This window comes from Paenibacillus sp. VMFN-D1 (assembly GCF_003386155.1).
Taxonomy (GTDB): Bacteria; Bacillota; Bacilli; order Paenibacillales; family Paenibacillaceae; genus Paenibacillus_AQ; species Paenibacillus_AQ favisporus.
On the sequence record NZ_QRDU01000001.1, the window covers coordinates 406836 to 419820 of the forward strand.

13 protein-coding genes are annotated in these 12985 nt (G+C 55.3%); 10 read left to right on the plus strand and 3 right to left on the minus strand.

Annotation, left to right across the window (positions count from 1 at the left end):
- The first annotated feature begins 47 nt into the window (after positions 1-47).
- Positions 48-338, plus strand: a complete 291-nt coding sequence (locus tag C7820_RS01905) for an Fpa/YlaN family protein (protein WP_076169917.1) — start codon at positions 48-50, stop codon at positions 336-338.
- 215 nt (positions 339-553) lie between these two features.
- Here the strand turns inward: C7820_RS01905 and cax are convergent, their stop codons facing one another.
- A complete protein-coding gene (gene cax / locus C7820_RS01910; RefSeq protein ID WP_076169918.1) occupies positions 554-1627 on the minus strand; it encodes a calcium/proton exchanger in 1074 nt (357 codons plus the stop codon).
- A 152-nt stretch (positions 1628-1779) separates the two neighbouring features.
- On the opposite strand from cax, the gene C7820_RS01915 reads away from it, so the two are divergent.
- The gene (locus tag C7820_RS01915) at positions 1780-2166 is read left to right on the plus strand and encodes an Asp23/Gls24 family envelope stress response protein (protein ID WP_076169919.1); all 387 of its coding nucleotides are present in this window, start codon (positions 1780-1782) and stop codon (positions 2164-2166) included.
- A 95-nt stretch (positions 2167-2261) separates the two neighbouring features.
- Here the strand turns inward: C7820_RS01915 and ftsW are convergent, their stop codons facing one another.
- Positions 2262-3521, minus strand: coding sequence for a putative lipid II flippase FtsW (ftsW, locus tag C7820_RS01920; protein ID WP_116229583.1), 1260 nt, complete (start codon positions 3519-3521; stop codon positions 2262-2264).
- An 11-nt stretch (positions 3522-3532) separates the two neighbouring features.
- Positions 3533-3880 (minus strand): YugN family protein, encoded by a 348-nt coding sequence (locus tag C7820_RS01925; protein ID WP_076169921.1) that lies wholly within the window; start codon positions 3878-3880, stop codon positions 3533-3535.
- A gap of 206 nt (positions 3881-4086) precedes the next feature.
- Between C7820_RS01925 and C7820_RS01930 the strand changes: the two genes are divergently transcribed.
- From C7820_RS01930 to C7820_RS01965, 8 genes are all read left to right on the plus strand, one after another.
- On the plus strand, positions 4087-5262 hold the full coding sequence (locus tag C7820_RS01930) for a M20 family metallopeptidase (RefSeq protein WP_116229584.1): 1176 nt from the start codon (positions 4087-4089) through the stop codon (positions 5260-5262).
- Between the two features lie 183 nt (positions 5263-5445).
- The gene (locus C7820_RS01935; RefSeq protein ID WP_116229585.1) at positions 5446-7209 is read left to right on the plus strand and encodes a DNA repair helicase XPB; all 1764 of its coding nucleotides are present in this window, start codon (positions 5446-5448) and stop codon (positions 7207-7209) included.
- Positions 7206-9116, plus strand: coding sequence for a helicase-associated domain-containing protein (locus C7820_RS01940; protein ID WP_116229586.1), 1911 nt, complete (start codon positions 7206-7208; stop codon positions 9114-9116). Before C7820_RS01935 ends, C7820_RS01940 begins: the two co-directional genes overlap by 4 nt.
- Before the next feature lie 114 nt (positions 9117-9230).
- Positions 9231-9668, plus strand: a complete 438-nt coding sequence (locus C7820_RS01945; protein WP_116231588.1) for a YlbF/YmcA family competence regulator — start codon at positions 9231-9233, stop codon at positions 9666-9668.
- A gap of 36 nt (positions 9669-9704) precedes the next feature.
- A complete protein-coding gene (locus C7820_RS01950; protein WP_094598855.1) occupies positions 9705-9968 on the plus strand; it encodes a YlbG family protein in 264 nt (87 codons plus the stop codon).
- A gap of 316 nt (positions 9969-10284) precedes the next feature.
- Positions 10285-10722: a hypothetical protein gene (locus tag C7820_RS01955; RefSeq protein ID WP_076169925.1), complete on the plus strand. Its 438-nt coding sequence runs from the start codon at positions 10285-10287 to the stop codon at positions 10720-10722.
- A 172-nt stretch (positions 10723-10894) separates the two neighbouring features.
- Complete coding sequence (locus tag C7820_RS01960; protein WP_116229587.1) at positions 10895-11800, plus strand: selenium metabolism-associated LysR family transcriptional regulator; 906 nt, start codon at positions 10895-10897, stop codon at positions 11798-11800.
- Between the two features lie 61 nt (positions 11801-11861).
- On the plus strand, positions 11862-12722 hold the full coding sequence (locus C7820_RS01965; RefSeq protein WP_116229588.1) for a PHP domain-containing protein: 861 nt from the start codon (positions 11862-11864) through the stop codon (positions 12720-12722).
- Positions 12723-12985 lie beyond the last annotated feature (263 nt).

A 12985-nucleotide genomic window follows, 5' to 3' on the forward strand; every position in this document is an offset into this window, starting at 1 on the left:
AATACAAGGGTGTAATTGTAGGATTTTGGACATAGGGGGGAAGATGCATGACTTCATCTGAGCTGCAGGAGCAGTTGAATATTAAGGCGATTAATCTGCTGAAAGATGATGCAGAGAAAATAGAGAAGCTTATTGAAGTACAAATGGAGAATCTGGCCACACGCTATTGCCCTCTCTATGAGGAAGTGCTGGACACCCAGATGTACGGATTTTCACGTGAGGTTGATTTTGCCGTACGTGCCGGTCTTGTGCCCGAACTTACTGGCAAACAGCTGGTCAGTGAGCTGGAGAAGAATCTGGCCAACCTCTATGAAGCCCTGAACAACAGGGAAGCCTAAATCATCAGCCTGTCGCAGGCAGGCTTACATAAGATGCAAAGTACAGACCACCTGTGTACCTGTATCACACGATGATGAGTAGTTGCAGCTTGGCCTTCACATCGGAGGTCCCGAGATTTATAAATTTATACGTATAAAAAGGCATGCACTCCGCTGGAGCGCATGCCTTTTTTGCGTTTCCCTGCTATGCAGGGTTAAGAGCTTAAGCTGCCTTGCTACACCAAGAAAAATGATACGCCCAAAATAACGTATACGACCAGCAGCAGCAGACCTTCATACCAGTTCGTCTTGCCATCCTGGATAATAGACTTGGCGATAAATACCGACACGCCGATCGCAAGCAGCTCTATGGTTGTAAACACCAGGTCCATCGTGGTAGGCCCGAAGAAATAGCTGACCAGCACCAGCACGGGGGCGACGAACAAAGCGATCTGCAGGCTGCTGCCAACGGCGATTTCGACCGCTGCGCCGATCTTGTTCTTCATAGCCAGCATGACAGCCGCACTGTGCTCTGCCGCGTTGCCGATGATGGCCACGAGGAACGCGCCCACGAACAGCTCGCTAAGCCCAAATCGCGTCGTAAAGGTCTCCAGCGTATCTACCAGCCATTCACTCACGAAAGCGACCATAACGGTCGCCAGAAGGAGATACAGGATCGATTTGCCCTTGGACCATTCCGGCTCGCGTTCATGAGGCAGCTCTTCATCCTCTTCGTCGGTGACATCCGCCAAGTACTTCTTGTGCGTAATCATCGAGAAGACAAGCCAGGCAAGGTAAGCCACGATTAAGATACAAGCCACGATAAGGCTCAGCAGCTGGGTATCGCTTCCGGTAATGGAATGGCTGCGAAGGAAGACCGCAGGCACGATCAGGGCGATCACGGCGACGAGCATCAGCGAGCCGTTCATACCCGCCAGTGATACGTTGAAGCTCTGAACTTTAAACTTCAGTCCTCCGGCAAAAATGCTGAGTCCCAGTACCAGCAGCAAGTTTCCGATTACCGAACCGGTCAGACTGGCTTTGACCATGTCGAACAAGCCTTCCTTCACGAGGAAGATGGCGATAATCAGCTCCGCTGCGTTACCGAAGGTGGCGTTCAGAAATCCACCGAGCCGCTGTCCGGCATAATGCGATACGTTCTCCGTCGCTTTGCCCAAAAATCCGGCCACAAAGATGACAGAAATCGCGGACAGAATAAACTGCAGCGTTGCGTCCCAGCCTGCGAAATGTCCCACAGCACTAAGGATAAAGAAGGCGATGAGCAGGGTGGGGCTGATCCATTTTTTCAATTTTTGACACCTCTTGCCTTATGTAAGTTCGATTCTTATTCAATATACCCAAATTGCATAAGGTTGTAAACAAATCGGCAGGGCTTGGGATTTGCTTTTTGGGCCTGTTAGGATTTACAATAACGGATAATGGATGTAAAGGAGGATGGAGCATGTCGGAACAACTCCAACTAGAGAATGGAACCATACGGATTGCAGATGATGTCGTAGCGAAAATCGCCGGACTGGCCGCACTCGAAACACCAGGGATCGCAGCTATGTCGGGTGGTTTGTCGGAAGGATGGGCCAAGCGCCTGAGCGGAAAAAACGTGCAGAAGGGTGTCACGGTGGAGGTAGGCCAGCTGGAAGCGGCCATTGACCTGCGAATCATCGTGCTGTACGAAACCCCGATTCACGAAGTATCCCGCATGCTTCAGCAAAACGTGCGTGAAGCTGTCGAAAGCATGACCGGTCTGCGTGTGGTCGAAGTGAACGTGAAAGTGGAAGGCGTCGCTTTTAAAGATGACATGATCGAAGAGGTGCCTACGCGCACCAAATAAGCACACGAACACACGATAAGACAAAAAAAGACTAGGGGACCTAAGCGTCCTCTAGTCTTTTTGGTATGAGTAGCCTCAGGGTATCCCCTGAAGGTTCAGTTAAAGCGCCGTGTCTGATTGCGGGAGGAGACGGCGACCGACGGTTTCTTGACAGTCACCGACTTCACCTGCTCCTGCTTCGACGGCAGCGTACTGATCCGCGAGATGCTGAGCATGATCCCCATGCTCGCCATCATGATCAGCAGGGAAGTTCCGCCGTAACTGATGAACGGTAGGGTTACCCCGGTCAGCGGGATCGTTTGGGTGACGCCTCCGATGTTGATAAACGCCTGGATGGCAATCAAGCCCATAATCCCGATGCCGACGAGCGTTCCGAACGGATCGGGGCACCTCAGCGCGATGATGATTCCGCGCCAGATGAAGTAAATATAGACGATCAGGAAGATCGACGTTCCGATAAACCCGAACTCTTCGCCGATGACGGAGAAAATAAAGTCGTTATAGGGGTTAGGCAAATAATGAAGCTTCTGGACGCTTTTGCCGAATCCGGCTCCGGTCAACTGCCCTTCACCGATTGCGGTCAGCGACTGCAGCAGATTGTAGCCCTCCCCCTGTGGATCCTTAGTCGGGTCCAAGAAGGCGTTAATCCGGCCGAGCTTATAGTTGCTCGATTGCACCGCCTGCTCCCCGCTATGGGACACCGACTTGATCAGGGCGTTAGCTCCGAGCACGAGGCTTGCACCGAGGATCAGCAGCAGGGCTGACCCTATCATATGCTTGAGGCTCGCGCCGCCGGCATAGATGATCAGGGCGCTCGTGGCCACTAGAATGAGGCAGGAACCGAGGTCCGGCTGCATCATGATGAGCCCAGCGACGAAGCCGACAATAACCATGACCGGGATATAGCCTGTCCGCAGGTCGCGGAAGCGCTCCCCTTTTTTGCTGATCAAAGCGGACAGATACAGGATAATCGCGATCTTCGCGATTTCCGTCGGCTGGATGCCGAGAGATCCGACACCGAACCAGCTTCGGGCGCCGTTTAGGCTTTTCCCTATAAAAAGTACCAGCACTAGCATAATGACTGTCACGATAAACAGCGGGGCAAACAGCTTCTTGTACCTGGTGTAAGGGATGTTCATCGCGACGAACATGGCGATGGTTCCCAGTGCGGCCCACATGAACTGTCTTTTCGTAAAATACAGCGAGTCATAGTGAAAATCCTTGCTAGCGATGGCCAAGCTCGAACTGGCGCTGAATACCATGACCAGCCCAAAACCAACCAACAGCAAGGTGAGGATGAGCAGTTGGAAATCCGGCGTCCCTCTCTTGGTTTGTTGGGGTTTTTCTTCTCTCATATGAGACCTGCTTAGGCTTCCAGAGCGGCTTTAAACTGCTGAAGCTTCTTGGTTGCAATCCCCATGATGGACGACGGAATCGGAGATTCGTATTCCAGCCCGTGAGGGAAGGTCGCTTTGCCCATGTACACGGCTTCAATTTGCAGCACGGCACTTGGGTGTTCCAGCTTGCCCTCCACCGCACGGGTGTTGATCCGGACGAAATACTCCGAATTGGTGTTTTTATCTTCGATCTTATAGTCATATGTAGCGCGGTAGTATTCCCACTGCCAGCGGACAAAGCCTACTTTCTCGGCTACTTCGTCCATAAACGCCAGGTCGGCTTTGATGCCGTCCAGTCCCGTATTTTCAAAAATCATGGTTACTAAATCCTCCTCTATTGGTTGCCTGTAAAGTTCTTTACTCATGATATTATGTTTTAAACACTTGTGCAAGCCTTGGCAGTATTGGGGCGATACCCCATCTTAAGCGTTTCTGCTACAATAGAAAAAAGGGTTCACAACCGTGATGTGGGATGACATATCGGCAACTTAACATCCATTCTATGGCGAGAGGACGGATACATATGAAAGAAGAAGCATTGCTGAGCAAGCTGCAGCCGCAAATGGTGGAGTGGAGGCGGTATCTGCACCGGCATCCGGAGCTGTCTTACCACGAGGAGAAGACGTCGGCGTTCGTGGCGGACAGGCTGCGGGAGCTGGGGATCGACGTCCGGACGCGGTTTGGCGGCGGATATGGGGTAGTCGGCGTATTAAAAGGAAGCAAGCCGGGGAAAACGGTCGTGCTGCGGGCTGACATGGACGCGCTTCCGATCCAGGATGAAAAGTCGTGCGATTATTCGTCCGAAGTTCCGGGCGTCATGCATGCTTGCGGTCACGACGGGCATACGTCGATCCTGCTGGCGGTGGCGACATACTTCAGCGCCCGGAAGGATGATCTCCCCGGAGAGATCCGGTTCGTATTTCAGCCGGCGGAGGAGGTATGTCCGGGCGGAGCCAAGGGGATGATCGAGGCCGGCGTTCTGGATGGGGCCGACGCGGTGTACGGCGTGCACTTATGGACGCCGTTCCCGGCAGGGACCGCGGCCAGCACGCCGGGCCCGATGATGGCGGCAGCGGATGAGTTCTTTATCGATATCATCGGTAAAGGCGGCCACGGTGGCATGCCGCACGTGACGGTGGACAGCGTGGTGGCCGGATCGGCGCTGGTCATGCAGCTGCAGAGCATCGTCAGCCGTTCGGTCAACCCGCTTCGGCCGGCGGTCGTTACGATTGGAACGATCCAGGGCGGAAGCGCGCAGAACGTCATCGCCGAATCGTGCCGGATTACCGGGACCGTACGGACATTTGATGAGGAGACGCGCCAATTGATCCGCGGACGGATCGAAGAAATAACCCAGCTTACGGCGCAGACTTATGGAGCCGAGTCGAAAATTCAATATTTGATGGGCTACCCGCCGCTTGTGAATGATGAAGCGGAGACGGAGAGGTTTTTCCGCGAAGCACCGAAGGTGTTCGGGGAATCGAAGGTGGAGCGCTGCGAGAAGATTATGCCTGCGGAGGACTTCGCATACTATTTGCAGGAAATCCCCGGGTGCTTTATGTTCGTGGGCGCAGGCAACGAAGAGCTTCAGGCCGTCTACCCGCATCATCATCCAAGGTTTGATTTTGACGAATCGGCCATGCTGAGCGCCGCCAAGCTGCTGGTAACGATGACCCAATCCTATCAGGGATGGGAATAGGCAGGCCCGGGCCGCCGAGTCTCCCGGTCTTGCAGAGTGATGGTTCCTGAAGGCACGAATGTTTTGGCGGACGATGGGAAAACTTGAAATGGAAGAGGAAAAGTTCATTTCCGCTCTAGGAGATGAACTTTTTCATATGTTTGAAGGCTGAAAGAACAAATCGGATTGAAAGAAGGGGATTTGATGAGCGATACAAAAGCGTGCATCGTGCAGCGGGACCGGACCGTCCTGCTGGAATGCGGACATCCGGGGTTTGAGGAAGCCCGCGGGAAGCTGGCCCATTTTGCAGAGCTGGTCAAGAGTCCTTCTGCGTTTCATACGTACCGGATCACTCCGTTATCGCTGTGGAATGCCGCTTCGCTGGGATGGGCCGCAGAGGAAATCGTCGACGCCCTGGCTTCGATTTCCAGATGGGAGGTTCCATCCGCGTTAATCCAGGACATCCGCAGCCTGGTGGGCAGATACGGGAAGCTACGGATCGAGGCAGGGGAAGCGGAGGCCGGGAAGCTCCGGCTGACGGCATCCGATCCGCAGCTGCTGGATGAATTGCTGGCGATCCCCGCCGTGCAGGCCAGCGGGCTGCGGCGCGCCGCGCCGGAGCAGGCCGAGCTTGATGCGGTCCGCCGCGGACGGATCAAGCAGGAGCTGACGCGGCTCGGATATCCGGTCCTGGACTTGGCCGGATATCATGAGGGACAGCCGCTGCAGTTGGGCTGGAAAGCGCGGGGCGGCTCATTTGCGCTGCGGGACTACCAGCAGGCGGCGGCCGACGCTTTTGAAGGGGTGGCCGGGAGCGGAGGCAGCGGGGTGCTGGTGCTCCCTTGCGGAGCCGGAAAAACGGTCATCGGCCTTGGCGTGCTGGAGAAACAGCAGTGCGAGTGCCTGATTCTGACTTCGAATGCGACCTCCGTCGGACAGTGGATCGCGGAGCTGACGGACAAGACGACGCTCGATCCTTCCCAGATCGGGGAGTATACGGGGCAGAAGAAGGAGGTGCGCCCGGTCACCGTGGCCACCTATCAAATTTTGACGCACCGCCGCTCCAAAGAGGACGAGTTTGAGCATATGCGTCTGTTTAACGAACGGAACTGGGGGCTCATCATTTACGATGAGGTGCATCTGCTGCCGGCTCCGGTGTTCCGGGCGACGGCCGATATCCAGGCGACCCGCCGGCTGGGACTGACCGCTACGCTCGTACGGGAGGACGGCTGCGAGCAGGATGTATTTTCGCTGATCGGGCCGAAACGCTACGAGATGCCCTGGAAGGAGCTGGAGTCCATGGGTTGGATTGCGAAGGTCGACTGCACGGAAGTCCGGGTGGCGATGGAGCCGGAGCTGCGTGAAGCATACGCGTATGCGGAGGGCAAGGAGAAGTTCCGCATCGCTGCCGAAAATCCCGGCAAGCTCGAGGTCGTCCGCAGGCTGCTCGCTAAGCATCCGGAGGAGAGCATCCTCATTATCGGCCAGTATATCGATCAGCTGAAGCAGCTGTCCGAATCGCTGGGCATTCCGCTGATTTCAGGGCGAATGGCGCACAAGGAACGCGGAAGGCTCTACGAGTCTTTTAAACGGGGCGAGATCAGAGTGCTGGCCGTTTCCAAGGTAGCCAATTTCGCCGTCGACCTGCCGGACGCTTCCGTGGCGATTGAAATATCGGGCAGCTTCGGCTCCAGGCAGGAGGAAGCCCAGCGCCTGGGACGGATTTTGCGTCCGAAAAGCGGAAACAACCGGGCATATTTTTACGCACTGGTATCCCAAGAAAGCAAAGAAGAGGACTTTGCCATCCGCCGCCAGCTGTTCCTGGTCGAACAGGGGTACGAGTATTCCGTCCGATATGATTCGGATCCCGGGCTGTTTCGTTCCGGGTCCAGTCATGAGCGGGCTTCTTCCCGTCCTGCGAAGGACCGTCCCATTCCAGACCTAAAGGAGGCATCATCCCGACCATGAGCACTGAAATGAACGAAGACCGGCCGCAGGAATCCGCGATCCGATCCATCCTGCGTACGCTGGCTCCGGAGGATGCGGAGCTGCTTAAACGGCTGATCGTCCGTTTTGCCGGGCAGCCGTTCAGCGACGACGCCCGGACCACGGTGAAAAGCAGCGGCCGAAGTGGTGCGGAGCTTGAGCTGTCCTTTATCCGTTTGAGACGAGCCGGCCTGATCCAGGCGGTGAAAAAGGCTTGGGGAGAAAAGCTCTACTACATTCCTTTGGAAAGCCTGGGTCTACTGTATCGGCAGTTTTTTACCCCCAAAGCAGAAGTTGTCCCGGATTCAAAAGTGCATCGGATCAGCGAAGCCAAGCCGGGCCTGGCCTTGGATCTGCTGCATGCGCTTGCGGCTGCGGCCGAGCACGGGCTTCCCTTAACGGCGAAAGGAACGGTACACAAAAAAAATATCCAGAAGCTGCTGGAAGCCGTGCACCTGAAAGATTCCGACCTTGAAGCGCTGCAGCTCCAATACGCGCATGCTGAAATCTATCCGCTTGCGGCCGCGGTGCTGCTCGATATGATGCTGTGGCTCGGCCTTGCGGTGAAAGAAAGCCAGGAGATTCTGCTGGAAGAGGAGCGGCTCGGCGAGTGGCTGGGGCTGTCTGAACAGGAGATGAACCGGGTGCTGCTCCCGGCGGTGCTGGACCGATACGGCATGAACAGTCCGGCGCTGCAGCATTTCCGCTACCTTCTTTGCCATCCTTCTTTCCAACCAGGCGTCTGGTACGATATGACGAATATGCTGGATTGGATGGAGCGGGAGGTTCTGCTCACCCGATCTGCTTCGGAAGCGGGAGCCCGGGCATGGATGACGGCGATGGCGGGGTTTGGCTGGGGCGATACCGGTGAGGACGGCAGCGGACGCTGCTGTTTCCGGTGGGCCATGGATCCGGCCTTCGTTCTGGTTTCGGGCGGCCAAGATCGAGAGGCGGGAGAGGGGCGCTTCTATGTTCAGCCGGATTTTGACGTCATCGTTCCACCGGATGTGCCGTACCGGATCCGATGGAAGCTGCTTGCCTGCTCGGAGCGGGTACAGAGCGAACGGATGTCCATATACCGTTTGACCCGCAGCAGCACGGCCCGGGCGGTGGAGAACGGCATGAGCGCGGCCGAAATGACGCAGCTGCTGGACAACTTCTCGAGTGGCGGCGTCCCGGAGAACGTAAGGCTGGCTTTGGAGCAGTGGGGCCGGGAAATCGGCCGGACCCGCTTTGAGGAAGCCACGGTGCTGTCGTGTTCGGCTGAAGAAGACGGTGATCGGATCGAAACGCATCCGAAGTTGAAGGGTCATTTGCAGCGGATCGGTCCAAAGCATTTTCTCGTGAACCGCGGCGCGGTGCCGGAAGTGAGGAAAATCCTGGATTCGTCGGGACTCTCGCCCTTAAAGGCGATCGCTGAACCCGGCCGTACCGTTTCCACATATCCGCTGATCCATGACTCCACACCGGACCTGGCGGGACAGCGGATCGATAAAGAAAAGTTCCGCCAAACCGGGCTTTCCGCCGCCGGCGGTCTGGTGTACAGCGGCCGGAATATCCAGTATTTCGAGCCGGATTCCGACATTCCGAAACCGGAGTCCCTGTTTCCGGGTTACGGGCAGGTTCCGAAAATGTGGACCCAGGATTTCCGGAATTATCACGGAACGACGGCCCAGCACATTATGGAACAGGCTTTGGAATGGCAGACCAAGGTGCTGATTTCCCGCGGAGGCAGCCGTTTGGAATTCATCCCCAGGGCGATTCGGAGCCACCCTTGGGCGGTGGAAGGAACTCTCTTTGATCCGGAACGGGACGGTTATGAGGACGGGGCTCTGCTCTCGCCGGGGGATTGGGAGCAAATCCGGCTGATTGTGCCTTCTTTCACCTGAGGGTATCCGCAGGAAGTGCGTTCAAACCTCTTCTTATGGGCCCAAGGTTATGATATGATAAAAGAGTCTACTCCAGACGGAGGAGAACATTCTTATAGAATTGGGATGAAGTTCATGAGCGTATCGGAGATCAACACGGTCGACATGGCAGCCGTGCTGATGAACGCCTATGAATTAGGCGATATGATCAATCAGTCGGTTGAGGTGTCCGATTATTTATATTGGAAGCAGCAGGTTGGCAGCAATCCGGCCGTACAGGAGCTTGTCCGGCTTCTGGCGAAGAAGAAGGAGCTTTTCGAAGAGACCCAGCGTTTCGGCCATTTCCATCCGAATTACCACAGCGCAAAGGATGAGGTCAAGGCCGTGGAGAAGCAGCTGGAGCAGTTCGAGGAAGTGAGACGCTTCAAGCTGGCCGAACAGAACTTGGATGACATGCTGCACCAAATGTCCGAAATGATCGCTTATTCCGTATCGGAAACGATCAAGGTGCCGGGCAACGATTCGCATCTGAAAGGATGCGGGGGCGGGGGCAAATGCTCCTGCGGCGGGTAAAATATAGAGAGCCAGTATAAGTGAGGTGGGGAAATCATGTTTGCAGAACGGACGGGGTATATCATTTGGGTTAGCGATATCAAGGCAGCGCGGAATTTGGAGAAGTACGGGACCGTTCACTATATATCTCGCCGGATGCACTATGTCGTCATGTATGTGAATGCGGACCGGGCCGAGGAAGTAGCCAAAAATATCCGGCGCCTTTCCTATGTGCGTAAAATCGAACGCTCCTACCGCAACGAGATCAAAACGGAATATTCGAGCGACGTACCGGATAAGACCAGATTTTATGGCTTATAGTAGGAGGTTCATCTGCCTGTCATCAGTTTCAATCCCACCTGGAAAGTTATCGTATGGTCAGGAAGCAGCCGAATTCGGCTGCTTCTTTTTTTAGACCATGGCTTCCGGCTTCAGCGCCGGCAAAGCCTGTGAATCCGGCAAGGAAATGATCCGATTGGAGCGGAAAGAAACGGTGTAGATACGACGGTCCTCTTTTCCGTATATGAAAATATGCCGGGATACGTAGTTTGGAGCTTGTGAAGAACGTGGTAATGATGTAATATAATAGGCATAAATACATAGATACAAAGTCCTATGTAGTGGAGAGTGATAGTCCATGCGCGACAAAGGAATGGAAAGATGGAGCACCTATGAACCTTTTTTTGTGACCTTAGGGGATAAGCGGGTGGCCGACATCGTCATTACCCATCATGCGAAGACAAGGTACAACGACCGGATTCATAGTGATATCCATAGTATAGATGATATAGCCGCATGGATGTGGGAGTGCCTGAAGCAGGGCCGGATCGCTCCCTACTACCGGAATGAGAAGGACGTTTACCTGATTGACGAGGATCTTGTCGTCGTCGCGGAATTTGCGGAGATCGAAGGGGAAACCGACATCAGCGGAAATCCGCTGCACAAGATGATTATCGTGACGTTCCTTGGCAAAATGTCGGAGACGATCGAGCTGAGGGACCTGAAGTCTTATTATTCCTGGCTGCGCCATTCGCGGAGAATGACGTTGATTAAAAATACTCGCAAGCGGAAATAACCGCGTTTTGTAAGCGTGAGCATGGATTCCCCCTCCGGGAAGCCATGCTCATTTTTGTTGATTCATGTGCCGGGTTCCGCAGACTTTACCTGTCGCTGAAAATGTTAAACGGCGTTGGTGGTTCACGGCCGAATCGGATACAATATAAGAACGACGAGGGGGAGAGCATGCCATGAATTTTCACCAGCTCCACATTTTTTATACCGTGGCGGAACGTGGGAGTTTCTCGGCGGCGGCGAGCGCGCTGCACATGACCCAGCCGGCCGTTACGATGCAGATTCAGTCCCTGGAGGAATATTTCGGGACGCGCCTGCTGATCCGCTCCACCAAGAAGATCGAGCTGACCGAAGCGGGGATCACCCTTTTGCCGTATGCGGCAAAGAGCATCGCCCTGGTTAAGGAAACGGACAATGCGATGGCATCGCATACCCATATGCTGCAGGACCGGCTTCAGCTCGGCTCCAGCCTCACGATCGGCGAATACTTCCTGCCGCGGCTGCTCGGTCCGTTTGGACAGCAGTATCCGCACATCAGCATTATGATGAAAGTGATGAACACCACACAGATCATCGAAGAGATTACGAAGCATCAGTTGAATTTCGGCCTGATCGAGGCGACGATCCACCATCCGGATATGGTCATCGATCCCGTCATGCAGGACGAGCTGAAGCTGATCGTGCCTATCGGCCATCCCTTGGCGGAGCGGGAATCGGTCGAGCTGGAGGAAGTGCTTGCCTATCCGTTTGTGCTGCGGGAAAAAGGGTCGGGCACGCGCCAGGTCATGGAAAGTGTGCTGATCCACAAGGGGATCGATCCACAAAGCCTGCAGACCGCGATGGAGCTTGGCAGCACGGGAGCGGTGAAATCCGCCGTCGAGGCCGGTTTCGGCATTACGATGCTGTCGCCGGCCTCGGTCAAACATGAAACCGCACTGAACCTGCTTACCATCATTCCGATCCGGGACGCCGAATTTAAGCGGCAGTTTTATGCCATTCATTTGAAATCCACCCTGCTTCCGTTGTCTGCCGTGACCTTTCTGAATTTTCTTAAACAGCAGCAGGAACAGCAGGGGGAATAGGGCCAAGCCGGCAGTTAAAAGAATATTTCGCAGCTTAAGACGCTGAATGAGTGAAGGAGGAATGGACTTGTCCACAGATCAGAAATACGGTGACCTGCATACGCATACGACGGCTTCCGACGGGATGCAGCCACCCTCGGAGAATGTCCGGATCGCCCACGGGAAGGGACTCGCGGCCGTGGCGATTACCGACCATGACACCGTGGGAGGCATTCCGGAAGCACTGGAAGCCGGGCAGCGGCTCGGCATCACCGTCGTTCCCGGCGTCGAAATCAGCACCCGTGCCGGCGGTAAGGATATACACGTCCTGGGCTATTACATCGACATAACACATGAGCCGTTTTTGAACCATCTCGCCGAGCTGAGACAGACCCGGGAACGGCGTAACGATCAGATGATCGCCAAGCTGCAGCAGCTTGGAATTTCCATCACGCTCGAGGAGGTCATTGCCGGGCTGGGGCGCGAGCTGAAGCCGGATGAAAGTGTCGGGCGGCCGCATATGGCCGACGTATTGGTCAAGAAGGGCTATGCCTCTGACATGCGGGACGCCTTTAACCGCTATTTGGGCGAGGATGCGCCTGCCTACGTATCCGTTCCGCGGATCACACCTGCGGATGCCTGCGCCTGGATTCGGGAAGCCGGCGGAACGCCTGTGCTGGCCCATCCGGGGATCTACGGCGATGACGCGCTGGTGGAACGGATTGTTAGGGAAGCGAAACCTGCCGGTATCGAAGTCTACCATTCCGACCACGGCCCGGCCGATGAGAAGCGGTACCTGAGGATGGCAGATGAGCATGGGCTGATCGTCACGGCGGGCTCCGATTTTCACGGGGAGCGGCAGGGCGTCGTCTTCCACGGCGATATCGGCAGCCGTACGATCCCGGTGACCGTATTGGAACAGCTTCAGCGGGGAACAAAATAGTCATGGGTGCCCGGGCGAGTTTTAACCTTTTTTTGCAAAATTGGAAAATGGGGCTTGCGCCGGGCTTGCGGGCCGTACTATAATGTTGAACCAAGCAACAAGCACAAACAGTAAGGCGATGACCAAAGACATGATTTCGATCCAGGACTGCCCAGAGAGAGAAGTGAGTGGTGCAAGCTTCTCCTGACACCGGTTCAGAAATTACCCCTTTGCAGCCGTCCCTTTGAACCCGCTGTCCAAGCCGCGGCAGTAGAAGGAACCGG